Genomic DNA, 24,805 nt, shown 5'->3' on the forward strand with positions numbered 1-24,805 from the left:
CTTTTGTCGTCAGCTCCTGACGCCGCGCCAGGCGAGCGCGCCGCCGTCGATCACATACGCGCCACCCGTGATGAACGCCGCGCTGTCGGACGCCAGGAAGCAGGCCAGCCGCGCGACCTCCTCCGGGCGCCCCAGCCGGTCCACCAGCTGCGGGGCGGTGAGCTCCCGTTCCATCGCATCCCGGTCCTCGGCCGCTGCGAAGAAGTCCTGGGCCAGGGGCGTGTCGATGACGCCGGGGCAGAAGCAGTTGCAGCGCACCGGGGCGAGATCGACGACGGTGACCTTGGTGAGGTGGATGACCCCGGCCTTGGTAACTCCGTAGGCGGGGGCGTTGGGGAAGCCGGTGAGGCCCGAGACGGACGCGGCGTTGACGATGGCGGGGCCGCGCCGTGAGCGGCGCAGATACGGCGCCGCGAACTTGGTCGTCAGCCACACGGCCTTGAGGTTGACCTCATAGACCGCGTCCCAGACCTCCTCGGAGAGTGAGTCGACGGCGCGGTCGTGGTCCGTCGTGACCGTGCTCTCGATCACACCGGCGTTGTTGACCAGCACGTCCAGTCCGTCGAACCGCTCCGCCGCGCGCGTCACCATCATCTCGATGTCGTCGCGGACCCGCAGATCGCAGACGATCACCTCGGACTTCGCCCCGGCCGCGCGTACCAACTCGGCCGTAAGAGCGGCGGTCTGCGCGTTCCGGTCGGCTACGGCCACCGCCGACGCCCCCTGGCGGGCCATCTCCACGGCGATGGCCCGCCCGATGCCCTGGCCCGCGCCGGTGACGAGGGCGGCCTTGCCACCGAGTGAATCCAGCATGCGGTCTGCTCCCGTCCGTGGCACGAGACACTTACTGAACCAACTTCAGTTCAGAGAGGAGTCTAGGTCGGCGGTGAGGCGGCGACAAGAGGTGCGACAAGAGGTGCGTCGGGAGGAACGCCTCGCGTACGGGAGGTACCCGTTTGGCGTGAAGGGCGGTATTGCTCCCGGGCTTTGAGATGAGTAAGCGTTCTCTGTCATGGAACGTGACCGGAGCCCCGAAGCTCTCCCACCTCCCGTCCCTCCCCGCTGAACTGCTCGACGGCTCGCGGGTCGCCTACAGCATGGGGCGCGCCCACCGCACGAGGGACGGGCTGCTCAGGTCGCTGGAGCGGGGTGCCGCTCTCGACTGGGACTTCGTCAAGACCTATGTGCGAGCCCCGAGTTGGGTGATGGAGGAAGCGGCGCGATTCGCGCACGAACGGCTCGGGGTGCGCTCGGGGAGCCACCTCCTGTCACCCGGCGTGCAGAGCGGACAGGACCTGACGACCCATCCGCTGGCCACTCGGCGCGGGGAGTTCGGACACGCCCTGACCGCGACCGGGCGGGCGTACGAGGACGTCGTGAGGATCTACACCGGGAAGGGCGTCAACTTCGCGCCTACCGCGACGCCGTTCACCTCCGCGCCGCTGCTCGGCTCCGATCCGGGGCTCGCAGACGACCCCCGCGTCACCCTCGTCATGCCCCTGTGGGACTCCGCCGCCGTACGGCGGTCCACGGGTGTGCCGCCCACCGCGGCCCAACTGGCCACCCTGCGCACTGAGACGGACGTCTACCGGCGGATACTGGCCGCGGGCGGTCTCGTCGCGCTCGGCACGGACCAGCCGCTCGTACCGGTCGGGCTCTCCCTGCACCTGGGCCTGCGCGCCCTGCACCGCGGCGGGCTGTCCCCGGCCGGGGCGCTGCGCACCGCGACCGTCCTGCCGGCCCGCCTCTTCGGCCTCGACGGCGACCTCGGCACCGTACAGCCGGGGAAACTCGCCGATCTCACGGTGGTGGACGGCGATCCCTTCGAGGACTTCGAGCCGCCGTCGAAGGTCTCGGCGTCGGCATCGGAGCGGTGGCGCGCCGCGGCCGAGGACGACTTGCTCGAAGTGGGGCGGCTGATGCGCAGGGACGGCTGTTGCCATGCGGGTTCACTGTGATCCGCCCTTGAAGGTCCGTAGGAAGGTGGTCAGGGCGGCTTGGTCGGCGGCGGTGCCCCAGTCGGCGGCCGGGGTCGTCCACCTGAGCGAGAAGCCCTCGTGGTCACCGATGAGGTAACCGCGCCCGAACGTGCGCTCACGGACGCCGTCGTTCGTCGAAAGCCACTCCATGTCCGCACCCTTGTAGCCCTGGTAGGTGACGGCGCGGATGTCACCCAGCCGTTCATAGGCGATGGAGTCGCCGCGCAGCGAGGCGTCCACCTCGCGCCAGACCGCGACGGGGTCCGAGGTGAGCTGGGTGCTGTAGGTGACGACCAGCGTGCGCGGGTCCCCGCTCGCGCCGAGCGTGACCCGATAGGAGCCGTCGGCGGAATTCTCGGTCCGCACCGGCTGCCAGCCCTTGGGCAGCTCGACGGAGAAGCCCTGGGCCGCGGTGTAGCGGAAGAAACCGGTCGGCGGATCCTGGGTGACGGTGTGGGACGGAGAAGGGGAGGCGGAAGCGGACGAGGAAGAAGAGGGGGAGGGGGACGTCGACGGGGCCTGCTGGGGAACGGTGCTGCTGGGCGAGGCGCTCGGCGCGGGGGACGGTGCGGCGGAAACGCTGGGGGACGGCGCGGAACCGGACGCGGAGGCGCCGCGCTCGGACAGGCCGCCCGCCGCGGTGAGCCCGGCGAAGCAGATGACCGTCACGGCCAGCGCCCCGCCCAGCAGCACCGGGCGGCTGAGGGGCACCTTGCCCCACACCCGCCTCGCCGACGGAGCGTCGAGGTCCCGGAAGATCGGCAGGGTCTCGGTGGGCATCGAGTCCTCGTCGGGCTCCGCCTTGAGAATGCGCGTGAGCGCCTCCCGCACGACCGACTCGGGCACCCGCTCCACCGGATCCCTGCGCAGGAGCCCCTGAATGGCCGGACTGAGCGGCCCGGCGCTCAACGGCGCCCGGATGGGCAGCCGTTCCACGGCGCGAAACGTCGCTTCGAGCCCTCCCCGGTCCCGGATGGCCGGCCGGCCCTCGACCATCTCGTACATGATCGCGCCCAGCGACCACAGGTCCGTGGCCGGTCCGCCGCCCTCACCACGGGCCTGCTCGGGAGAGGCGTACGACGGTGCCGTGACGCGCGGGGACGCGCTGGCCCCCATCAGCCCGAAGCCGGCCACCGTGACCCCGCCCCGCTCCTCCACCCACACCTGGCCGGGGCTGAGATCGCCGTGTGTGATCCCTTCCCGATGGGCCGCGCCCAGGACATCGAGGACGCCGAGCCCGATCCGGGCCGCGCGGACGTAGTCCACCGGGCCGTGCCCGAGGAGCGCGCTGAGCGGAACACCCTCCGGCCGTGCGGTGACCGTCCACAGGAAATCCTTGTCCTCGACGACGTCGACGACGACGGACACCCGCCCGGGGCAGACCAGCCCCAGGGCCTCGGACTCCCGGGTGATCCGGACGGCGGTGCGCAGCTCCGCCTCCTCACGGAGATGGGCCGGGAGCCGGGAGCGCGTCAGGGTGACCGGCCGCTCGGACTCGACGTCCTGACCGTGCCAGCCCTCACGCCCCTCCTCGTGGTGGACGCCCTCCAGCAGTCGGTATCTTCCGGCGACCAACTCATCCGTGGAGACTTGCACCTTGACCATGGTCATCCCTCGCTGCGCACCGGACTCTCACCTTTCCCGGTTGTACGGCGGGTGTGACGTTGTGTGTTCAAAGGCGGGCGATTCCGGGGCCCCCTTTTCTGGAATTCTTTGCGCGTAGCGCACCCGTGCGAAGAATTCAGGCCGCATCGCCACTGCGGTTCATCTCACGGTGTCGTCGTGGACATCGGACCGGCGTCCTTGCCGATGTACGACTCGGCGAAGGTGGCCGCCGCCGCGGGCGAGCCGAGGAGCCGTCGGAGACGGGCTCGCGCGGAACCCGCACGGAAGGGATCGCCCGAGGACGGTCCGTGCAGCAACTCCGCCAGCCACCGGGAGAATTCCTGGTACTCCCACACCCGCCGCAGACAGGCCGCCGAGTAGCCGCGCAGCCCGTCGGCGTCCCCCCTGAGGTAGTAGGCGACGAGCGCGTCGGCCAGCAGCAGGGCGTCGTGCAGCGCGAGGTTCATGCCCTTCGCGGCGATCGGTGCGACGAGGTGCGCGGAGTCTCCGGCCAGGAACAGCCGCCCGTACGTCATCGGCTCCACGACGTGGCTGTGCATGTCGAGGACGCGCTTCTCGATCAGCGATCCCTCGGTGAGCGCCGGGGCTCCGGAGGCCGACAGCCGGGCGTGCAGCTCCGACCACACGCGGTCGTGCGACCAGTTCTCCGGGTCCTCACCGGGCGCCACCTCCAGGTAGTAGCGGGTGACTTCGGGGCTGCGGGCCATATGAGCGCCGAATCCGCGCGGGTGGACACCGAAGACGACGCAGTCGCTGGACGGCGGTGCCTCGGCGAGCAGCGCCAGCCAGCTGACCCCGTAGTCGTACCGGGCCACCGTGCCTCGGTCCGGGGTCACATGGGCGCGGGTCACTCCGCGCGCGCCGTCGCAGCCGGCGACGATGTCGCAGTCGATCCGTCGGCGCTCACCCGTCTGCGGATCGGTGTAGAGCACTGTCGGGCGGTCGCCGTCGATGCCATGGAGGGCGACGTCCCGCACACCGAAAAGGATCTCGCCGCCCTTCACGTCGGCGTACTCGCGCACCAGGTCCGTCACCAGCAGCGGCTGCGGATAGACGAAGTGCCGGTCCCCGGTCAGCGCGGCGTACCGGAAGCGGTGCTGCTCGCCGTCGATCCGGAACTCGCACTCGCTGTGCGCCTGCGCCCGCTCCACCAGCCGGTCGGCCAGCCCCCGTCGACGCAGCGCCCGCACCGCCCACTCCTCGATGAACCCGGCGCGGGGCCGCTGTTCGACGAACTCCCGGCTCTCGGTCTCGAGGACCACGCAGTCGACGGACGCGGCCCGCAGGATGTTGGCGACGGTGAGCCCGGCCGGTCCCGCACCGATGATGACGACGGGGACGCGCGGCGCCGGCGCGGATGTGGGGGAGGGGTTGATCATCCCGGCATTATGGCGGCGATCCGACAAGCCCTCACAGTGCCTGCGCAACCCTCTGACACGGCTCGCACAACCCCTCCCGCACCTGCCCGCGCCGACCTGCCGCGGCGTCCTCGCCCGTGGCTCAGACGCGCGCCACGAACTCCCAACTCCCGTGCGGTACCGCGTACACGACGAACCCCGGCTCCGAGCGCACCCACTTCGCACCGGCAGGCGACGCGACGGCCGAGCGGTCGGCCGCCGGCACATGCACCTCCGCCGTCGCCCCGACCGGCACTCCCGCCGACAGCCGGATCGTCCCGTCCACGACGGACCAAGCGGCCGCCGCCAGGCCGCGCACGGTCCGCACCGAGGTACGGGCCCAGTCCACGCCCGTACGGCCGTCCGGGCGGACCGTGAAGGTGCGGTAGCCCGCGTCGCCGGGGCGCAGGCCCGCCACGTTCTCGTAGAGCCACTGCACCACGGTGCCCAGGAAGTAGTGGTCCCGGGAGCGGGAGTCGAGCGGCCACATCTCCCACATGGTGTCGGCGCCGTTGTCGAACCAGTACCCCCAACCGGGGTAGGTGCGCTGGGTGGCGAGGGCGTGGGCCACCTCGGGATGCCCCTGGGCCGAGAGCTCGCGCAGCAGCACGCTGGTGCCCAGCGCCCCCGTGTTGAGGTGGTTGCCACGCCGTGCGATGTCGGCCAGGAGCGAGTCGACCACGCTCGCCCGGGCGCCGGGCGGCACGAGCCCGAAGGACAGCGGGAGGCAGTTGCTGGTCTGGCGGTAGTCGGGGTCCTTCGCCGTGCGGTAGTGGCCGTCCGCGCCGAGGAACGCCGCGTTGAACGCCTCCTTCAACGCGTCGGCCGTCTTGCGATAGCGGGCCGCCACCTCGGTGTCGCCCAGCAGGTCGCCCAGTTCGGCGGTCCCGGTGAGCGCTCGGTGCAGATAGGCCGTGGCGGTCAGCCTGGTGTCCTCGGGCGGGTTCCCGCCGTAGCCCGGCGGCAGCCAGTCGCCGAGGGCGGTCACCGCAAGGCCGTCCTGGAGACGCCCGATCTCCCAGTCCAGGTAGCGGACGAGCGGCGCCCAGTGGTCACGGGCGAGCCGCTCGTCCCCGTACACGCGGTACATCTCCCGCAGCAGGAAGGGGTACACCGTCGTCCACTCGGGAGCGGGGGCCAGATCGTGGTAGCCCCAGCCGCCGCTCGGCACGATCACAGGCAGCTGTCCTTCAGCGTTCTGACTGTCTCTCAGGTCGCCGAGCCACTTCGTCAGGAAGCGGTGCACACCGAAGGCGTACGCCATCACGGGCGCCCCCAGCTGCGCGTCGCCGGTCCAGCCGTTCTTCTCGTACACGGGAGTGTCCGTCGGAATGCCGTGGAGGTTGTTGAGCACGGTGCGGCGCATCGCCCGGTCCAACTGCTCGTAGAACGGTTCGGAGCAGGAGAACGTGCTTGTCGACGCCACTCGCGTGTGCACGACCCGCCCGAGCACCTGCTCGGGCCGCGGCTTCGCGGGCAGCCCGCTGACCTGGACATAGCGGAAGCCCTTGTACGAGAACCTGGGCTCCCACACCTCGTCCGCGCCGCCGCCCGCACACACGTACTCGTCCGTCTGGCAGCGGCCCGGCACCAGGTCGTTGCGGGCGAGCACACTTCCGTCGGAGTTCAGCCGCTCCCCGTGGACCAGCCGGACGGTCGTCCCGGCCTCGGCGCGCACGGTCAGCCGGGTCCAGCCCGCGAGCGTCCGCCCCATGTCGACGACGTAGACACCTTGGCTCAGCTCACGGATGTCCACCGGGCGTACGGTCTCCGCCACCTCGATGGGGTCGTGCCCCTGAGCGCGCAGGGTCCCCTTGGGCGCGGTCTGCCGCTGGGCCTCCTGCCAGGAGTGGTCGTCGAAGCCGGGGCGCGTCCAGTCCCGGGGCGCCTTGCGGGCGTCGTAGGTCTCGCCCGCGTAGAGGGAGTTGGAGAGGGTCGGTCCGTCGGTGATCCGCCAGGTGCCGTCCGTGGCGACGGTGGTGCGCGAGCCGTCCGGATGATCGATCTCCAGTTGCGCCAGCAGCCGGGGTTCACCGTGCCAGGGCGCCCGGTTCCAGTTCCACGCGGTGGCGCTGGTCAGACCGAAGAAGCCGCGCCCGAGTGTCACCCCGATCGCGTTGGCACCGCGCCGGACGCGGTCCGTGACGTCGTGCACCGCGTAGAGCACCGTCTCCTCGTAGTCCGTGAAGCCGGGGTCGAGGACCTGACGGCCGACGCGGACTCCGTTGATCTCGGCCTCGTAGTAGGCGAGTCCGCTGATGTGCAGGCGGGCGCGCACGACGTCCTTCGGGACGCTGAACGTCCGGCGAAGCAGGGGAGCGGGCTGTTCGGGGACGCTGACGGACACGCCGGTGCCCCAGGGGCCCTGTCCCCAGGGTGCGAGCACGGCGGCCACGGACCAGCCCGTGTCGTCGAAGTCGGGCCGCTGCCAGCCCTGTTGCTCGCTCTCGGCGCAGCGCCAGCCGTCGCCGGTGACGAGTTCGACCGTGTCGCCGGACGTGGTCTCCACGATCAGGCGGAGCAGGAGCCCGCCCGGATTGGCGGACCCGTTGTCGCGGTTGGTCGCGACGGCGGCGACCACGATCCGCCCGCCGCTCGCCCCGCGCACCTGCGCGGTGACGTCGGCGAGATGCCCGGTGCGCCAGGCGTCCGTCTGCTGGGGCTGATACAGGACCTGCTGTCCGTCGACGTAGAGCGTGAAGTCGTCGTCGGCCGTGGCCACCAGTCTCGCCCCGCGCACCTCACTGCCGGCGGGGAGGGTGGTCGCGGTACGGAACCAACGGGGCCCGACGGGGGCGGAACCGGTGGTCGAGCCGGGCGACCAGATCCAGGACGCCCCGTCGAAGCCGGGCGGTTCGGGCAGGGCCGCCGCCCCGATCCAGAATCCCTGCCAGCCGTCCTTCGGCAACGTTGTCTCCCACCAGCGCGGGGCGCTCCACGCCGACGGGCGGCCGTCGCCGTCCCAGACCCTGACCTGCCAGTGGTAACGGGTACGGGGCCGCAGCGCGGGCCCCGCGTAGGCGATGCCGACGCTGCGGTCCGACTCGACCCGCCCCGAGTCCCAGACCGGGCGCCGCCCCTCGCGCAGGTCCTTCTCGGTGAGTGCCACCCGCACCTGGTACGCGGACTGCCGCGCTCCCCGGCCCGGGGCGGTCAACTCCCAGGTGAGTCGGGGGTGTTCGACCTCGGTGCCGAGCAGCGTCTCGGCGTACTCCACGGTGGTGCGGTCGATGCGCAGACCGCCCTCCCGCGGGGCGTCGGCGCTCGATCCGGGAGTCGCGGAGGCGGTGTGGGCACCCCCGGAGCCGAGTGCGACGGTGGCGCCCGCTCCGACGACGGAGCTGCGCAGGAAGACGCGGCGGTTCCAATCCTTGGTCATGTGTCGCCCCTCGATGGTGAAGTGGATGATGGAGCGTGAATTGAAACGTTTCATTCCGTTGGCAACGATCCTACGCATCACGTCTCTTCAGCCTCAAGAGTCCTGCACGCACCTCGTGGACAGACGGTGTCCGGCGACGGAAAGATGCGAAATGCACACAGTGCCCCGCTCCCGTCACCGCCAGAGCCGCCCGGAGGCAGCCGTCATGAGCGCCCGTCCCCTGCCCGCCAGCACCCCCGCCGCCCAGGGGGTGGACGCCGCGGGCATCCAGGCCTTCCTCGACGCCGTCGAGGCGGCGCCGGACATCGAGCCGCACAGCCTGATGATCCTGCGCCACGGGCACCTAGTGGCCTCCGGCTGGTGGGCGCCCTACACACCCGACCGCCGCCACCTGCTCTACTCGCTCAGCAAGAGCTTCACTTCCACGGCCGCCGGATTCGCCGTCGCCGAGGGGCTGTTGCGCCTGGACGACCCCGTGGTCTCGTACTTCCCCGAGTTCGAGGCCGACATCACCGACCCGCGCAGCCGCGCCATGCTCGTGCGCCATGTGGCCGCCATGGCCAGCGGTCACCTCGAAGAGACCTACGCGACCTCGATCCGACGCGACCGCGACGAGATCGTACGGGGGTTCCTGCTCTTCCCGCCGGACCGGGATCCCGGGACCGTCTTCGCGTACAACCAGCCCTGCACATACACGCTCGCCGCGATCATCCAGCGCGTGAGCGGCCAGTCGTTGACGGAGTATCTGCGGCCCCGGCTGTTCGACCCGCTGGGCATCGGCGAGACGGCCTGGCTTCAACGGCCGCCCGGGCGTGACCTCGGCTTCAGCGGTCTGCACGCCACGACGGACGCGATCGCCCGGCTCGGCCAGTTCTATTTGCGGGACGGTGTCTGGGAGGGGCGGCGGCTGCTTCCGTCCTCGTGGATCGCGGAAGCGACCCGCGCGCACATCTCCACCGCGGACGGCACGCAGGAGGGCGCGCAGTCGGACTGGCAGCAGGGGTACGGGTACCAGTTCTGGAGGAGCAGACACGGGTACCGCGGCGACGGCGCGTTCGGGCAGTTCTGTCTCGTCCTGCCCGAGCACGACGCGGTGATCGCGACGACCGCGGCGACCGAGGAGATGCAGGGTCTGCTGAACCTGGTGTGGCGCCACCTCCTCCCGGCGTTCGACGCCGGACCGCTTTCGGCCGGACCGCTCCGGGCCGAACCGCTTCCCGCCGGACCGCTTTCGGGCGAACCGCTCCCGGGCGCGGCGGACGAGGGCCTGCGCCGCCGCCTCGCGGAGCTGGCCCTGCCACCCGTCGAGGCGAGCCCCGAGCCTCCCGCGCGGGGCGACGACTGGAAGAGCGCCGTGTTCGCACCGGAGGACGGTGAGTGCCCGCAGCAGCGGACCTTGACGGGTGTCACGGTCACCGCCGACGTGGACGGGAAGGGCTGGGGCGTGACGCTCGCGGAGGACGACGAGCTCATCGAGTTGCGGCTCGGCGCGACCGGTTGGACCGTCGATGCGGACGGCCCGCCCACGGCGGTCAACGGCGGCTGGACGGACCAGGACACCCTGCGCCTCGACGTGCTGTTCCTGGAGACCCCGCACCGGCTGACCCTGACGTGTTCGCTGCCGGACGGCACCTTCACCGTGCGCTGGCACACGACACCGATCCATGGCGGTCGACTGGGCTCGCTCCGGGCACCCGCCGGGTGACAGTCCGGACGGGTGGGCTTGGGGAACGGTGTGCCGCTCTCCTCGACGCCGAGGAGGGCGTTTCGCCGACGGGTGTGACGGGACACCGTGGCCGTGGTGTGCCGTGACCGCGCGGCTCGCGCCGTTCGCGAGTGGCGGCCCGCACGTGCCCAGGGCGCGCGGTGCACGGCGAACTCGCCGAGCGTCCCGCTGTGACCTGAAGTAGCGTGAGGCTACCCGCGCCCGTCCGTCCGTGGCCTGCCGAGGCCCGGCAGACGGATCCCGCCCGGCCACCGACCGACCACACCACCACCGGTGTGAGTCAAGCCGGTCGGTCTCGCGTGCCGGTCGGTCTCGCGTGTGGTCCGGGTGCCGCCCGCGGGCCTGTCACCAGCCTCCCTGACCACCTGCGGGCGGAGCGCATCGAGATCAGACCGACTCTCCAAGGCAGGGATCCGGATGACTAGCTATCGCGTCGCGCAGGTGACCGCCCCCGGCGGTTCGTTCGAGGTCGTCGAGCGTGAGGTACCGCAGCCGGGCCCCCGACACGTACGGGTCACCGTCGACGCCTGCGGGGTGTGCCACAGTGACACTTTTTTCGTGAACGCCGGCGTTCCCGGTGTGACGTTCCCGGTGGTCCCCGGGCACGAGATCGCCGGGCGGATCGCGGAACTCGGCGAGGGGACGGGGGACTGGGGCTGGCAGGTGGGCGACCGGGTGGCGGTCGGCTGGTTCGGCGGCGCATGCGGCCACTGCAAGCCCTGTCGGCAGGGCGACTTCATCGTGTGCGAGAACCTGCAGGTCCCCGGATGGGCGTACGACGGCGGATACGCGGAGACGGCCGTCGTGCCCGTGGACGCGCTGGCCCGGATCCCCGACGCGCTGGCGGCCACCGACGCGGGGCCCCTGGCCTGCGCGGGCGTGACCGTGTACAACGGCCTGCGGCGCAGCTCGGCGCGGCCGGGTGACCTGGTCGCCGTTCTCGGCATCGGCGGCCTCGGACACCTGGCGGTGAAGTACGGGGCCGCGATGGGTTTCGAGACCGTGGCCATCGCCCGCGGTGCCGACAAGGCCGACTTCGCCAAGCAGCTCGGCGCGCACCACTACATCGACAGCACGGCCGGCACTCCGGTCGCCGAGGCGCTTCAGTCCCTCGGGGGTGCACAGGTCGTCCTGGCCACCGCCTCGAACTCCGCCGCCATCACCGCGACCGTGGACGGTCTGCGTCCCCGTGGTGAGCTGGTGGTCATCGGCGTGGACGCGGAGCCGCTCGGCATCAGCCCGGCCCAGCTGCTGATGGCGGGCAAGGTCGTGACCGGCCACCCGAGCGGCACGTCGCAGGACATCCAGGACACCATGGAGTTCAGCGCCCTGCACGGCATCCGTCCGATGACCGAGGTCGTGACGCTGGGCGAGACCGACCAGGCGTACCAGAAGATGCTCTCCGGTGCCGCCCGCTTCCGGATGGTGCTCACCATGAGCTGACACGGCGGCTCAGCGGCCCGAGTGGCGTCCGGCGAATCGCTCCAGGACCTCCGGGGACGGCCGCGGCAGACCGTCCCGGCGGGCGCGGGCACCGTCTCCGTCGGCGAGGGAGGCGGTGCCCGTCCCGCCGAGCAGGCGCTCGCGCCAGGACCGCGTCCCGTGCGACGGCGGCCGGGCGGCGGGGTGCCCGCGGTACCCGTCGCGCTCCACCTGCCACGGCGGCCGCAGCCGTAGCGGATCGGGCCGATGCGTCGGCGCGTCGGCGTCCTCGGGCCTAGTGGACGGTCGTATGTACGTCAACTGCCCTTGCCTGGCTGGCAATTAATCGACCGGACATTGGCCCCGGCGTCCGGCGTGGCCTAGCATCGGGCTCACTCAATACCCCTGGGGGTATAACCCGAGGATTGCGAGGAGCCCTCCATGCCCTCCACCCACTCCGCCTCCGGCGTCGCCCGCGACCACTTCCAGGTGTTGATCGTCGGAGGTGGAACCGCGGGCATCACCGTCGCGGCCCGGCTGCGGCGCGCCGGCGTCCGCGACATCGCGGTACTCGAACCGGCCGACGTCCACTGGTATCAGCCGCTGTGGACCCTGGTCGGCGGCGGCCGGGCCCCACTCGGTGTCACCCACCGCCCCGAAGCCTCCGTCATGCCCAGGCGGGTGCACTGGATCCGCGATGCCGCCACCGCCGTCGACCCCGAGGCGCGGACCGTCACCACCTCCGCGCACCGCACCATCGGCTACGACCACCTCGTGATGGCCCCTGGACTGCAACTGGACTGGGACGCCATCCCCGGCCTCGGCGCCGCCGTCGGGCACGGTGCCGTATCCAGCAACTACGCCTTCGAGTACGCCCCCTACACCTGGGAACTCATCCGTGGCCTGCGCTCGGGCACCGCGGTCTTCACCCAGCCGAGCGGCCCGGTGAAATGCGGTGGCGCCCCGCAGAAGATCGCCTATCTGGCCGCCGACCACTGGCGCAGGCAGGGGGTCCTGGACCGTATCCGGGTGGTCCTTGTGCTGCCCGCCGACTCCATGTTCGGCGTACCGGTCTGGCGCAGGGCCCTTGAACGCGTCGCCGAGCGTTACGGCGTCGAGGTCCGGCTGAACTCCGAGATGACCGCCGTCGACGGCGCGGCCCGTCGGCTGACCGTGGCCGACCACTCCACCGGCGCCGAGGACGGCCTCGCGTTCGACCTGCTCCATGCCGTACCGCCGCAGCGCGCCCAGGGCTGGGTCGAGCGCGGCCCGCTGGCCGATCCCGCGAGCCCCTACGGCTATGTCGAAGTGGACAAGCACACCCTGCAGCACCCACGGCACCGCAATGTCTTCGCCCTCGGCGACGTCGCCAACCTGCCCACCTCCAAGACCGGCGCCGCCGTCCGCAAGCAGGCCCCTGTCCTGGTGGCCAACCTGCTGGCAGAGATCAACGGCGAGCACCGTGAACAGCGCCGCTACGACGGTTACACGTCCTGCCCGTTGGTCACGGCCCGCGGCAAGGTCCTGCTCGCCGAGTTCGACTACGACCAGCGCCCCGCCCCCAGCATCCCCCTCCTGGACACCACCAAGGAGCGCCGCGACATGTGGCTGCTCAAGCGGTACGGCCTGCCTGCCCTGTACTGGCGCGGCATGCTCAAGGGCCTCGTCTAGGGCGCCCTCGTCGCCCTCGTCCTCGTTGTAGCTCACGGTCGTCGGCCGGTGGCCGTCGCTGAAACACCTCCGCGCACGCCCCACGGGATACCCCCAGGGGTATTTCTGTTACGGTGGATGTCAGATACCCCCCGGGGTACTTTCATCCGGAAGGAGCCGAACCCGTGTTCTTCGTCGACACCCTGGAGTTCGAGGGCCTGGGCAACCGCAGCTATCTGGCCGGCGGCCCAGGCGAGGCGGTCGTGGTCGATCCCCCGCGGGACATCGATCAGGTGATCGCTGCGGCCGCCCGGCGAGGCGTGCGGATCGCGTACGTGGCCGAGACGCACCTGCACAACGACTACGTGAGCGGCGGGCTCGAACTGGCCCGGGTCACCGGTGCCCGCTATCTGGTCCCGGCCGGGGCCTCGGTGTCCTTCGCCCGCACCCCGGTCGCCGACGGCGACACCGTCACGGTGGACCGGGGCCTGACCCTGAGGGCACTGGCCACCCCGGGCCACACCCCGCACCACACGTCCTACCTCCTGGAAGAGGACGGGCGCGGCGTGGCCGCCTTCACCGGCGGATCACTGCTGATCGGTACGGTGGGCCGGCCGGACCTGGTCGAACCGCGGCTGACCGAGCAGCTGGCCCGCGCCCAGCACGCCTCCGCCCACCGCCTTGCCGAGGAGCTGGACGACGAGGTGCCGGTGCTGCCCACGCACGGGTTCGGCAGTTTCTGCTCCGGATCCCAGGCCGAGGGCGACACCTCCACGATCGGGCGGGAACGCAAGACCAACGAAGCCCTCACCCGCGACGTGGACACCTTCGTCGCCGACCTGCTCGCCGGTCTGGACGACGTCCCGGCGTACTACGCGCACATGGGTCCGGCCAACGCCGCGGGCCCCGCGCCCGTCGACCTCACCCCGCCACGTCCGGCCGACGCCGCACAGATCGCCCAGCGGCTGGCGGCCGGTGAATGGGTGGTCGACCTGCGCAACCGTGTCGCGTTCGCCCAGGGCCACGTCGCCGGCTCCTTCAACTTCGAGGGCGACGGCAAGCTGGCCACCTACCTGGCCTGGCTGATCCCGTGGGGCAAGCCCGTCACGCTGCTCGCCGACACACCGGAGCGGATCGCCGCGGCACAGCGGGAGCTGGCCCGGGTCGGCATCGACCGGCCGGTCGCCGCCGCCACCGGCGGCCCGTGGGACTGGGTGCCCGGGGGAGTGGAGCCGCGGTCCTTCCCGCGCGCGACCTTCGCCGACCTCGCCGCCCGCCGCGGTCGCGGCGAGGACGCGGTGGTGCTGGACGTACGGCGCGACTCCGAGCGCGCGGGCGGCTCCGTGGCGGGCTCGGTGCACATCCCCCTCCATGAGCTGCCCGGTCGTCTCGGGGAGGTGCCCGCGGGGGAGGTGTGGGTGCACTGCGCGGGCGGGATGCGCGCGGCGATCGCCGCCTCCTTCCTGGACGCCACGGGACGCGGCGTGGTCGCCGTGGACGACAGCTTCGACGCCGCCGTCGAGGCCGGACTGACTCTCACCGGGTCCAGCACGGGCTGACTCTCACCGGGTCCAGCACGGACCGACTCTCACCAGGTCCGGCACGGGCTGATGACCCTCACCAGTCCAGCACGGGCTGACTTCCACCTGGTCCGGCGTGGATCGACCCGCACCTGGTCCGGCACGGACCGACCCTCGGCCGGTCTTGCGCGGACCGACCCGCAGCGGTCCCGACCGCACCCGGGCCCGTAGGGACCACCGCACCTCGGTCAGTCCCGCACGGACCCCCCGGCCCCCCCCGTCGCAAACACCCCTTCGGAGTGATGAACCCGTGTTCTTCCGCAGCCGCGCCTCCCGTCGGCTCGACCCTGTCCAAGCCCACCAGCGGGCCGCCCACGGCCAGGCCGTCCTGCTCGACGTCCGTGAAACCGCCGAGTGGGAGGCGGGACACGCACCGGATGCGCTGCACCTGCCCCTGTCCCGGCTGATGGCGGGGGAAGCACTGCCACCAGCCGCCCAGGGCAGGCCCGTCGTGGCGATCTGCAGCTCCGGCCGGCGTTCCCGGCAGGCCGTCGGGATCCTGACCGGCCGTGGGACGAAGGCCACCGATGTCACCGGCGGCATGCTCGCCTGGGCGCGGGCCGGTCTGCCGGTGGCCGGCCCGGACGGGGACGACGGTGCCATAGCGTGAGCGCGTTCGTTCTTGCGCTGGTCGCGGGGGCCCTGGTCGGTCTCGCGCTGGGCGCGCTGGGCGGGGGAGGCAGCGTTCTCGCCGTGCCCGCCCTGATCTACCTGCTCGGTTTCACCCCGGCCGCGGCCACCACCGCAAGCCTCCTGATCGTCACCGCGACCTCGCTCACGGCCCTTTTCGGCCACGCCCGCAGCGGCCATGTGCGGTGGCGGGCCGGCACCCTGTTCGCGGCCGCCGGCATCCTCCCGGCCGTGGCGGCCGGAGCGGCGTCGGCCCGGCTGCCACAGCCGCTGCTGATCGCCGCGTTCGCCACCGTGGCCGCCCTGGCGGCCACGCGCATGCTGCGCCCCTCGCGGGCGACGTCCGCAACGGAGCCCGGCGCTGTTCGGCCGGCCAGGGCCCTCGGCACCGGAGCGGGGCTGGGCGCACTGACCGGATTGCTGGGGGTGGGCGGCGGGTTCCTCGCGGTGCCGGCCCTGGTCACCGTCCTGGCCTTCGAGATGCAGGCCGCCATCGGCACCAGCCTGCTGATCATCTCGGTCAACTCGCTCGCCTCGCTGCTCACCCGCGGTGCCACGACGTCGGGCCTGGACTGGACGTTGATCGCGCCCTTCACAGGGACCGCGATCCTGGGCGCCTGGGACGGCAAACGCCTGGCCGGCAAGATCTCGGGCCCCCTCCTTCAGCGCACCTTCGCCGTGGTCCTGCTGGCGGTCGCCGCGTTCATGCTCGTAGACGCCCTGACCTGACCTGACCTGATCTGACCTGCCTCGGCGGATTCATGCCAGAGACAGGAACAGCTTCTCCAAACGGGCCCGCATCCGCTCACGGTCACCGTCGGCGGCCAGGTCGGCACCGGTCAGACAGTGCTGGAGACCGGTCGCGATGATCGCGAACCCGGCCTTGTCCAGCGCCCGGGAGGCCGCGGCGAGCTGGGTGACCACGTCCTCGCAGTCCCGCCCCTCCTCGATCATCTTGATCACTCCGGCGATCTGCCCCTGCGCCCGGCGCAGCCGGTTGATCACCGTCTTCAGTTCCTCGGCTGCCATCGCCAGTTCCACAAGCCCTCCCTCGACATACCCCCGCGGGTATCCTGTCCGTGGGGTGAAGCACCAGAAAGAGAAGGAAATTCCCGTGACCACCACTTCCCTCGACCCCGACCAGGCCCACGTCCGGCTCCACGAGCTGACCGTGATCGATGTGCGCACCCCCGGCGAGTACGCCTCGGGCCACATAGCGGGCGCCCACAACATCCCCCTGGACCATCTCGACGCGGCCGTGTCCGTCCTGAAGCCCGCCGCCGAGCGCGGTGACCTCGTCATGGTGTGCGCCTCCGGCGCCCGCTCCGCGCAGGCCTGCGCCACCCTCACCGCACATGGCCTCTCGGCCGCCACCCTCGCCGGGGGCACCACCGCCTGGAGCCGGCACGGACACGAACTGCACCGTCCCGCCGACGCCCGCGGCGTCTGGCCCATGGACCGTCAGGTCCGCTTCGTCGCCGGGTCCCTGGTCCTCGTCGGCCTCGCGGTCGGACAACGCCGTTCGGTCGCCCGCTGGTTGTCCGCCGGCGTCGCCGGAGGTCTGGTCTACTCGGCCGTCAGTGGCAGCTGTGCCATGGCCCGTGTTCTGGCCAAGCTCCCGCTCAATCAGCCCCGTGCCACCGACCTCGACGCCACCCTCGCCGCACTGGCCACAATGGGGCAGTAGTAGTCGAGAAACGATGCCACTGCGCTCATCTCCGATCGGCGGATGTCAGCCTCGGAGATACTCCCTTCGGCGCCTCGGTCGTCCGCATACGGTGCGGTCACGCGGCGGGACGGGCACCACCGATCCCGCCGTACAGCCGAAAACCAAGGGGAGGCGCTATGGCGAGTGTGGATGTGTCGCTGAAGGAAATGATGACCGCGGCCGAGGGGGCGTTAGGGGCGGCCGTCGTCGACTACACCAGCGGCATGGCGCTGGGCACGCTGGGCGGGGGCAAGGACCTCGACCTCACGGTCGCTGCCGCCGGAAACACGGATGTCGTCCGCGCGAAGGTGCGGACCATGGAGCAACTGGGGCTCAAGAGCCGGATCGAAGACATTCTGATCACTCTCGAATCGCAGTACCACCTCATCCGACCGGTCGCCGGACGCAACGGCAACGGTCTGTTCCTCTACCTCGTGCTCGACAAGGCGCGTTCGAACCTGGCGATGGCCCGCCATCAACTCAAGCGCGTCGAGGAGCAGTTGGAAGTCTAGGACGACCGGATCCTCGGACTGACGTGCGCCCACGATGTGAAGACTTCTTCAAGTCACCACATCAGCATCATCCCAACAGGTGGATGCGTGCGGCCGTGAGCGAGAAGGATCGGCAGCGACGGGCACGTGGTGCGGCGGCGCCCTCCGGGCGTCACCGCACCACGTGACGACCATCCCCACGCGGCAGGGAGCGAGCACCGATGCGGGTCCCCCTCTACCAGGCCAAGGCAGAGTTCTTCCGCATGCTGGGACACCCCGTGCGCATCAGGGTCCTCGAGCTGCTGCAACACGGTCCCGTCCCGGTGCGGGACCTGCTCGCCGACCTCGACATCGAGCCGTCCAGCCTGTCGCAGCAGCTGGCCGTCCTGCGTCGTTCCGGCATCGTGGTGTCCATCCGTGAGGGCTCCACCGTCAGCTACGCACTGGCCGGCGGTGACGTCGCGGAGCTCCTGCGCGCGGCCCGCCGCATCCTCACGGAGTTACTGGCCGGGCAGAACGAACTGTTGGTCGAACTACGACAGAACGACACGTCCCTGCCGCCGGTGTCCTCCGGCGGCTGAGCCTGTGCGGGGGCATGGGCCGCGCCGCTCCGTCACCCTTTCGCGGGCGGCACACCGACCAGTTTCGTCAGGAACCGGTCGACCTGCTCCTCCAACGGGGGCCAGGGCAGCTCGGGTTGGTTGACGCGCAGTGACACCGCGCCATGGACGGCCGTCCGCAGATCCAGGGATACGGTCTCGGCGTCGCCCCGCGGCGCCAGCCCGGCGTCCATGCAGCGACGGATCGCCGCTGTCGTGCGCCCGGCCATCTCCTCCTTGAAGGACATGTCCGTGCGCCGGTTGAGCGTGCTCTCGTGCAGCACCTTGTACAGCCCCGGGTGCTCGCGGGACCACGCCCCGAGCAGCGCGGTGCGGGCGCGCAACGCGGCCACCGGGTCGGTGGCGCCCGATTCCGCCTCGTCCACCGCGCGCAACAGGTCCGTGTGGCAGCGCTCCAGCGCGGCCAGCACCAGCGCGTCGCGGTCGGCGAAGTGGATGTAGACGGACGTCGCGGCGATGCCCACCTCGCGAGCGACGGCGCGCAGCGACAGGGCCTCGTCGTCGGCGAGCTCGTCCAGCAGCCGCAGCGTCGCGTCGACGATCTCGGCGCGCAGCCGCTCGCCCTGGCCGCGCGGGTTGCGGCCGCGTGAGGTGGTCCGGGCGGCCTTCCGGGCCGGGGTGGTCGCGTCCATGGTTCGGCATTGTAGGGGGCGCCCTGTAGGGCTACAGTCGTAGCACTACAGGTGTTCACCTATGGGGGAGTCGCCATGACACTGCCGACCCAGAACACGATCGTCGAGCTGGACCCGGCGTTCGCCGCGATGGCTGCCGCGAGCTTTCAACTGGCGGGCGAGGGCGCGGAGCTGACGCCACGTGAGCGCACCCTGCTCAGCCTCGTCGCCGACGTGTGCGAACAGGTACTCGGAATGCCGTACGAACTGCATGTGCGAGCCGCCCTTGACCAGGGCATCGACGCCGACGACCTGCGCGAACTGCTCCGCTTCATCTCCTACGACAGCGGATACCCGGCGGCGCTGGCCGCACTGGTGCGGCTGGCCGAGATCGAGCGCGAGCACGGTCTGCCCGGACCGACCGGCAAGGGCCACGAGGTGAACGCGGACGGCACGGGCAGCCCGCTTCCCGCGGCGATGCGCGCCCAGGTCCAAGCCCTCGACCCGGGCCTGGCCGACTACATGGACCTGCAGTCGCGCATGCGGGCCGGCATGTCCCGCATCAGCGTCCGCGAACGGGCGTTCGCCACCATGACGGTGGACGTCCTCTACCAGACCCTCCAGGAAAGCTTCCGCGCCCACGTCGGCCGCGCACTGGGCGCGGGGGCGACACCGGATGAGGTCCGCGCCGCCGTCCGCGTCACCGCGCCATTCGGAATGACACGGACCTGGCGCGCCTTGAGCGTCCTCGACGCGCTGCTCGCCGAGCGGGAGGAACAGGAGGGGAAGGGGACGACCGGCGCCGCCTGACCTTCCTCGCCCGCGCCAAGGCCGTCGCAACGGCGCAACTCCCGGGTCTGGACGGTGTTCTCATCGGCCCGCACGAGCCTCGCAGCCGCCGGGACGGAGTTCTCGCCCGCTGAGGCCGACAGCATCACCGACTGTGCCGTCCCGCCTCCCGCGCCTGCGTGAACACGCGGTCAGGCGGGCTGCCACAGCTCGACCCGATTGCCCTCGGGATCGGTGACCCAGCCGAATCGACCGACACCTTCCATGTCCTGCGTCTCTTCGGCCACGTCCGCTCCCTTGGCGCGCAGTTGCGCGAGCATCGCATCCAGGTCGCGGACCCGGAAGTTGAGCATGGCCTGCTGGGCACGGGACCCGAAGTAGTCGGTCTCGGACTCGAACGTCGCGAACACCGTCGGCCCGGTCTCCTGACGCCACAGTCCGTTCTCCTCGGCGTCCAGGCCCAGGCAGTCGCGGTACCACGCGTTCAGGGCCGCCGGGTCGGCGGCCCGCATGAAGTACCCACCGATTCCAAGCACATGTTCCATACCGCTATCTTGCCAGGACGGCAATCAGGCGGGCCGACACCACACCATCGCCCGTGCCCACGCACTTTTCGCCGGTCACGTGGATCAGACAGGTCCGGCCGACGGCCTGCCCGGAGCTGAGGGCTTTCAGGCAGGTCTCGCCGCACGGGCGCTGTACGGCGAAGATGCGCGTGTGGCGGGCGTCCGTGAGTCGTCGGGCCGTGCCAGGGGCGTGCGCTCCACGGCCCGGGACTACCTCGGGGACCGGGACCCCGCCGCACCTCTGGCCGGCCCCGTACTCAGGTTCGCGCGTGGCTCGGAGCGGGTGCCGACAGCATCGGCGCTCTGCCCTGAAAGCGAGCTTGTGCGCAGCCCAGCAGAGTGCAACGCACGTCCTGGCACGGGGACACCGGCACCGTCGGCCGACCGTGAACCCGTCGAACGAGGCGAGGCCCCTGGCGCCGGTCCACCCGTTGGCCGCCGTCATGAAGACGCCCACGTCCTGGCCGGCCGTCGGCCCGCCCCGGACGGCGGTGCCGACGGTCGTCCAGGGTCACGCCGTCCGCGCCGCACTCACCGGTGTACGAGCCGCCCGACCGCGTCAGCCGCAGCCGCTCCGGCGCGGTGAACGACCCGGACAGCGCGATCGAGTCGAACGTGCCGTTGCCGTCGGAGTCCCAGGACAGCGCACATCCATTGGACGGCGTCACCGCCAGGTTCACGTACCCGGCGGAGCCGTTCGCCGACAGGTCGTTGCGGACGTTGATCCCGGCGCGCGCCCAGCCGCCGCCGGCCTCCTGGGAGGCGACCGTCACCGTCGCGACCGACCCGTCGGCGAATACACGGCGTACGCGGTGAACCACTCGTCCAGGTCGACGCTGCCGGGTGTCCACGCCAGGTCGGTGAGGAGGGCCGGCGCCGCCGCGTTGTTGTCGGCGCCTTCGGGCATCGCCGCGATCCCGGCGAGCTTGCTGCCCTCCTTGTCGCGCCACTTCGGGTAGAGGTCCACCCAGTCCGGGGCGTTGGCGCCGATCGGGGTGTCCGCCGAAGTTCCAGATGCTGCCGAAGGCGCAGGGGGTACCGTCCCAGTCGCTCTCCCGGTCGGTGACGGTGGGGTAGCGGTCCGACAGGCCGTCGACGATGAGCATGCCGCTGCGGTCGACCGCCTTCAGTAGTTCGGTGGACGGGTTGTGCTGCCAGCCCAGGATCGCCCAGACGGCTTTCGGGTGGGCCCGGCGCAGTGCGGTTTCGACGGCCTTGGCGGCCTCGCCGACCGGCACGTCGCCGGCGTGCGCCGGGCGCCCACACGGATCCCGATCGGGCCCGCGAGCTCGTGGCCGCCCCGAGCGCGGACGCGCCGACGGCGGCCGTTCGGCAGCTCGCACGCGATGGCGGCGCGGTCACGCACGCGCTGCGTGTCGCCCGTGATGACCGTTAGTTCGCCAGATCCGGCAATAGAGATCAAGACCGCGTCCGAGGCGGCGGGGTGAGTCGTGTGGCGTGCGCGGCAGGACGCCGTGCACGACGCGCTTCATACGGTTCTCGCCGTGCAGAGGTACTGGATGAGCGGCGAAGAGAGATCCGGGTGCTCACGCTGGGCCGAGGGCGACATCGGCCATGACTCACACTCACCCTGCGTACACATCCGGGTACGTTTCGAACCGCCGGTGAGGTCGCGTGTCACCTGGGGGGTGATATTGATATATCCGCGATGTTATATGGGCATATGCACCAACTGATCGGGCGTATGCGGTCCTGGCGTGGGCTGCCCACCGTCGCAGGCCAGGTCTTCCTCCTGCAGGCCATTTTGATCCTGGCCCTTGCGGCAGCGGCGGTCGCCACCCTGATGTTCCAGTACCGGGCCGATGCCGAGCGCGAGGCCCGCACCCGGTCACTGGCCGTTGCCTCGGCAGTCGCCGCCTCCCCCACTGTGCGACAGGCGTTGACCAGCGCGAATCCGACCGCTGTGCTTCAGCCGCAGGCCGAAGAAACCCGCCGCCGCACCGCCGTGGACTTCGTCGTAGTGATGAGTCCCACCGGCATCCGCTACACCCATCCGAACCCCGCGCAGATCGGCCAGCACTACATCGGCAGCATCGCGGCAGCGCAGCACGGCGGGATCGTCACCGAGACGACTGCCGGGACGCTGGGCCCCTCGGTCCGCACCGTCGTTCCCGTCACCACAGGTGGCGGGAGGGTCATCGGTCTCGTCGCCGCGGGCATCACGATCAAGCAGGTGAGCCTGGCAGCCGGGCGGCAGGTGCCACTCGTCCTGGCGGCGACCGGAGTGGTGCTCTCGGCGGCCACCGGGGGAACAGCACTGATCAGCAGGCGCCTGCGCCGTCAGACACACGGCCTCGGCCCGACGCAGATGACCCGCATGTACGAGCACCACGATGCTGTTCTGCACTCGGTACGGGAAGGTGTTCTGATCGTCGATTCCCAGGGTCGTCTGTTGCTGGCCAATGACGAAGCGCGGCGCCTGCTCGGGCTGAGGGCCGACGGGGACGGCCGGCCCGTCACGGATCTGGGACTCGAACCGAACGCCGAGCAGCTTCTCCTGTCGGGCAGGGCGACCACGGACGAGGTCATCGAGGTGGGCGACCGGCTCCTGGCCGTCAGCCAACGCCCCATGGCGCAGCAGCCCGGGCCGGGAGGCTGGGTCGCCACGCTGCGCGACACAACCGAACTCAGCGCACTGGTGGGCCGGGTGGAAGTAGTCCAGGAACGGCTCAAACTGCTGTACGACGCCGGTATACGCATCGGCACCACCCTCGACGTGACTCGCACGGCTCAGGAACTGGCGGCGTTCGCCGTGCCCAGGTTCGCCGACTACGTCACTGTCGACATGGTCGATGCCGTACTGCGCGGCGACGAACCGAACCCATTGCGTGCAACCGAACTACGTCGTGTGGCAGTGGACGGCATACGCAAGGATGCGCCGCTCTATCCTCTGGGTGAGGTCATCCATTTCGACCCGTCATCACCACAGGCATCCGGCTTCGGTTCCGGGCAGATCGTGCTGGAGGCAGACCTGGCAGCCTTCTCCGGCTGGCAGGCGCAGGACCCCGACCGAGCTCGCAGACTGGTGGCATACGGGATCCACTCCATGATCGCTGCTCCGCTGCGGGCCCGCGGAGTGATTCTCGGCATGGCGACGTTCTGGCGTTCGAAGGAGCCGACGCCGTTTACCGAGGAAGACCTCTCGCTCGCAGAGGAACTGGTCGCCCGCGCCGCGGTGAGTGTCGAGAACGCCCGTCGCTTCACCCGCGAGCACGCTATGGCGATCACGTTGCAACGCAGCCTTCTGCCGCACGCGCTCCCCGAGCAGAGCGCGGTCCACGTGGCTCACCGCTATCTTCCGGCAGGGGCAGGACTCGGTGGTGTCGGCGGTGACTGGTTCGACGTCATACCCCTCCCCGGAGCCCGCGTCGCCATCGTGGTGGGCGACGTCGTGGGGCACGGATTGCATGCCGCCGCCACCATGGGACAACTGCGCACCGCCGTCTACAACTTCTCCATGCTCGACCTGCCACCTGACGAACTGCTCTGTCACCTGGACGAACTTGTCACCCGCATCGACCAGGACCGGGACGGTGACGGTGAAGCACCGACACTCACCGGCGCCACCTGCCTGTACGTGATCTACGACCCGATCTCCCGTCACTGCACCATGGCCAGGGCCGGCCACCTGGAACCCATCATCGTGCGCCCGGACGGGCATGCGGACCTGCCCGGCGTACCGGCCTGCCCGCCGTTGGGGCTGGGAGGACTGCCGTACGAAAAGACAGAGATACTTCTGCCCGAGGGCAGCGCCATCGTCCTGTACACCGACGGCCTGGTCGAAGACCGGCAGCACGATATCGATCAAGGCATCGAGCGCCTGCGTCGTGCTGTCGCACACGCCGGGCAAACGTCGGACCAGGTGTGCCAGGCAGCGATGGATGCCATGGTCCGCGTAGCGCCGCGCGACGACGTAGCCCTGCTGGTCGCCAGCACTCGGCTGCTCGACGGCAATCGCACCGCGTCCTGGGACGTACCGTCCGACCCCTCGGCCGTTGCCGGCGTGCGCGCTGCCGCCGCACGGCTCCTGAGTGACTGGGATATGGAAGAGGAGGCGTTCACCCTGGAGTTGATCCTCAGTGAGCTGGTCACCAATGCCATCCGGCACGCGGCCGGCCCCATCGGTGTGCGCTTGATCCGCGACCGCAGCCTCATCTGCGAGGTCTCCGACGGCAGCAGCGTCTCTCCGCATCTGCGCCGAGCCACCACCATGGACGAGGGCGGCAGGGGCCTCTTCCTCGTGGCCCAGTTCGCCGACCGCTGGGGCACTCGCTACACATCCGGCGGAAAGGTCATCTGGACGGAACAGCAGCTCTCCGATATCGACCAGCCAAACTGCCCGCCGCCCGCCTGATCCGGCCCCGCCTCGCGGCTGCCCGCGACCTCCTCCGGGCCCCGACCGTGCCACCGGGCCCGCGAGTGCAACGCCGTAGGTGCTAGCGGCTCAATGCACATGCAGAGGCTTTGACCTGGGCTGTCTCGCCGCTTCACCTGCGATCCGGGCGACCGGTTCACAGCAGCGGCCGCATTTCCTCAGCCTGCGACACCGGGGCCCCACACATTGCTGGTTGCCATCGCTGAGGCGGTGGCAACGAGCGCAGCAGATTCCC

At 71.0% G+C, this 24,805-nt stretch carries 20 protein-coding genes and 2 pseudogenes; 12 read left to right on the plus strand and 10 right to left on the minus strand.

Annotation, left to right across the window (positions count from 1 at the left end):
- Positions 1-9: 9 nt before the first annotated feature.
- Positions 10-813, minus strand: coding sequence for an SDR family NAD(P)-dependent oxidoreductase (locus tag ACZ69M_RS12570; RefSeq protein ID WP_470049199.1), 804 nt, complete (start codon positions 811-813; stop codon positions 10-12).
- 251 nt (positions 814-1,064) lie between these two features.
- Between ACZ69M_RS12570 and ACZ69M_RS12575 the strand changes: the two are divergent.
- Positions 1,065-1,958 (plus strand): annotated as a pseudogene (locus tag ACZ69M_RS12575) (amidohydrolase family protein); the annotation flags it as partial.
- Here ACZ69M_RS12575 and ACZ69M_RS12580 read toward each other — a convergent pair.
- The 3 genes from ACZ69M_RS12580 to ACZ69M_RS12590 form a co-directional block, all read right to left on the minus strand.
- Positions 1,950-3,584: a serine/threonine protein kinase gene (locus ACZ69M_RS12580; protein WP_470049201.1), complete on the minus strand. Its 1,635-nt coding sequence runs from the start codon at positions 3,582-3,584 to the stop codon at positions 1,950-1,952. The pseudogene ACZ69M_RS12575 and the gene ACZ69M_RS12580 overlap by 9 nt on opposite strands.
- A gap of 164 nt (positions 3,585-3,748) precedes the next feature.
- Positions 3,749-4,984 carry a 4-hydroxybenzoate 3-monooxygenase gene (locus tag ACZ69M_RS12585; protein ID WP_470049203.1) on the minus strand — a complete coding sequence of 412 codons (1,236 nt, stop codon included), beginning with the start codon at positions 4,982-4,984 and terminating at the stop codon, positions 3,749-3,751.
- 121 nt (positions 4,985-5,105) lie between these two features.
- On the minus strand, positions 5,106-8,381 hold the full coding sequence (locus ACZ69M_RS12590; protein WP_470049205.1) for a family 78 glycoside hydrolase catalytic domain: 3,276 nt from the start codon (positions 8,379-8,381) through the stop codon (positions 5,106-5,108).
- A 205-nt stretch (positions 8,382-8,586) separates the two neighbouring features.
- On the opposite strand from ACZ69M_RS12590, the gene ACZ69M_RS12595 reads away from it, so the two are divergent.
- Together ACZ69M_RS12595 and ACZ69M_RS12600 are read left to right on the plus strand one after the other, a co-directional pair.
- Positions 8,587-10,086: a serine hydrolase domain-containing protein gene (locus tag ACZ69M_RS12595; RefSeq protein WP_470049207.1), complete on the plus strand. Its 1,500-nt coding sequence runs from the start codon at positions 8,587-8,589 to the stop codon at positions 10,084-10,086.
- Between the two features lie 438 nt (positions 10,087-10,524).
- Positions 10,525-11,550 (plus strand): alcohol dehydrogenase, encoded by a 1,026-nt coding sequence (locus ACZ69M_RS12600; RefSeq protein ID WP_470049209.1) that lies wholly within the window; start codon positions 10,525-10,527, stop codon positions 11,548-11,550.
- 9 nt (positions 11,551-11,559) lie between these two features.
- On the opposite strand, the gene ACZ69M_RS12605 is transcribed toward ACZ69M_RS12600, so the two are convergent.
- Positions 11,560-11,850 (minus strand): hypothetical protein, encoded by a 291-nt coding sequence (locus ACZ69M_RS12605; RefSeq protein WP_470049210.1) that lies wholly within the window; start codon positions 11,848-11,850, stop codon positions 11,560-11,562.
- Positions 11,851-11,970: 120 nt separating this feature from the next.
- Between ACZ69M_RS12605 and ACZ69M_RS12610 the strand changes: the two genes are divergently transcribed.
- The 4 genes from ACZ69M_RS12610 to ACZ69M_RS12625 all read left to right on the plus strand — a co-directional run bounded on the left by ACZ69M_RS12610 (position 11,971) and on the right by ACZ69M_RS12625 (position 16,118).
- Positions 11,971-13,200 (plus strand): NAD(P)/FAD-dependent oxidoreductase, encoded by a 1,230-nt coding sequence (locus ACZ69M_RS12610; RefSeq protein ID WP_470049212.1) that lies wholly within the window; start codon positions 11,971-11,973, stop codon positions 13,198-13,200.
- A 164-nt stretch (positions 13,201-13,364) separates the two neighbouring features.
- Positions 13,365-14,738, plus strand: coding sequence for an MBL fold metallo-hydrolase (locus ACZ69M_RS12615; protein WP_470049214.1), 1,374 nt, complete (start codon positions 13,365-13,367; stop codon positions 14,736-14,738).
- A 271-nt stretch (positions 14,739-15,009) separates the two neighbouring features.
- A complete protein-coding gene (locus ACZ69M_RS12620; protein WP_470049216.1) occupies positions 15,010-15,369 on the plus strand; it encodes a rhodanese-like domain-containing protein in 360 nt (119 codons plus the stop codon).
- Positions 15,366-16,118 carry a sulfite exporter TauE/SafE family protein gene (locus ACZ69M_RS12625; RefSeq protein WP_470049218.1) on the plus strand — a complete coding sequence of 251 codons (753 nt, stop codon included), beginning with the start codon at positions 15,366-15,368 and terminating at the stop codon, positions 16,116-16,118. Before ACZ69M_RS12620 ends, ACZ69M_RS12625 begins: the two co-directional genes overlap by 4 nt.
- A 30-nt stretch (positions 16,119-16,148) precedes the next feature.
- Here the strand turns inward: ACZ69M_RS12625 and ACZ69M_RS12630 are convergent, their stop codons facing one another.
- Entirely contained in the window at positions 16,149-16,430 is a 282-nt protein-coding gene (locus ACZ69M_RS12630; protein ID WP_470049220.1) for a metal-sensitive transcriptional regulator, read from the minus strand.
- Positions 16,431-16,503: 73 nt separating this feature from the next.
- Here ACZ69M_RS12630 and ACZ69M_RS12635 point away from each other — a divergent pair, with 73 nt between their 5' ends.
- The 3 genes from ACZ69M_RS12635 to ACZ69M_RS12645 all read left to right on the plus strand — a co-directional run bounded on the left by ACZ69M_RS12635 (position 16,504) and on the right by ACZ69M_RS12645 (position 18,169).
- Entirely contained in the window at positions 16,504-17,076 is a 573-nt protein-coding gene (locus ACZ69M_RS12635; protein ID WP_470049222.1) for a rhodanese-like domain-containing protein, read from the plus strand.
- Between the two features lie 158 nt (positions 17,077-17,234).
- A complete protein-coding gene (locus ACZ69M_RS12640; RefSeq protein WP_470049224.1) occupies positions 17,235-17,609 on the plus strand; it encodes a roadblock/LC7 domain-containing protein in 375 nt (124 codons plus the stop codon).
- A gap of 200 nt (positions 17,610-17,809) precedes the next feature.
- The gene (locus ACZ69M_RS12645) at positions 17,810-18,169 is read left to right on the plus strand and encodes an ArsR/SmtB family transcription factor (RefSeq protein WP_060900065.1); all 360 of its coding nucleotides are present in this window, start codon (positions 17,810-17,812) and stop codon (positions 18,167-18,169) included.
- 32 nt (positions 18,170-18,201) lie between these two features.
- Here the strand turns inward: ACZ69M_RS12645 and ACZ69M_RS12650 are convergent, their stop codons facing one another.
- Positions 18,202-18,840 (minus strand): TetR/AcrR family transcriptional regulator, encoded by a 639-nt coding sequence (locus ACZ69M_RS12650; RefSeq protein WP_470049226.1) that lies wholly within the window; start codon positions 18,838-18,840, stop codon positions 18,202-18,204.
- A gap of 75 nt (positions 18,841-18,915) precedes the next feature.
- Here ACZ69M_RS12650 and ACZ69M_RS12655 point away from each other — a divergent pair, with 75 nt between their 5' ends.
- Entirely contained in the window at positions 18,916-19,629 is a 714-nt protein-coding gene (locus tag ACZ69M_RS12655; protein ID WP_470049228.1) for a carboxymuconolactone decarboxylase family protein, read from the plus strand.
- Between the two features lie 170 nt (positions 19,630-19,799).
- On the opposite strand, the gene ACZ69M_RS12660 is transcribed toward ACZ69M_RS12655, so the two are convergent.
- From ACZ69M_RS12660 to ACZ69M_RS12670, 3 genes and pseudogenes are all read right to left on the minus strand, one after another.
- Positions 19,800-20,153, minus strand: a complete 354-nt coding sequence (locus tag ACZ69M_RS12660; protein WP_351438239.1) for a VOC family protein — start codon at positions 20,151-20,153, stop codon at positions 19,800-19,802.
- 278 nt (positions 20,154-20,431) lie between these two features.
- On the minus strand, positions 20,432-20,947 hold the full coding sequence (locus ACZ69M_RS12665) for a hypothetical protein (RefSeq protein WP_470049230.1): 516 nt from the start codon (positions 20,945-20,947) through the stop codon (positions 20,432-20,434).
- Between the two features lie 29 nt (positions 20,948-20,976).
- A pseudogene (locus ACZ69M_RS12670) lies at positions 20,977-21,418 on the minus strand (alpha-N-acetylglucosaminidase TIM-barrel domain-containing protein); the annotation flags it as partial.
- A 440-nt stretch (positions 21,419-21,858) separates the two neighbouring features.
- Here ACZ69M_RS12670 and ACZ69M_RS12675 point away from each other — a divergent pair.
- The gene (locus tag ACZ69M_RS12675) at positions 21,859-24,549 is read left to right on the plus strand and encodes a SpoIIE family protein phosphatase (protein WP_470049232.1); all 2,691 of its coding nucleotides are present in this window, start codon (positions 21,859-21,861) and stop codon (positions 24,547-24,549) included.
- Positions 24,550-24,805: the final 256 nt, after the last annotated feature.

Source organism: Streptomyces sp. NPDC107454, from assembly GCF_055582885.1.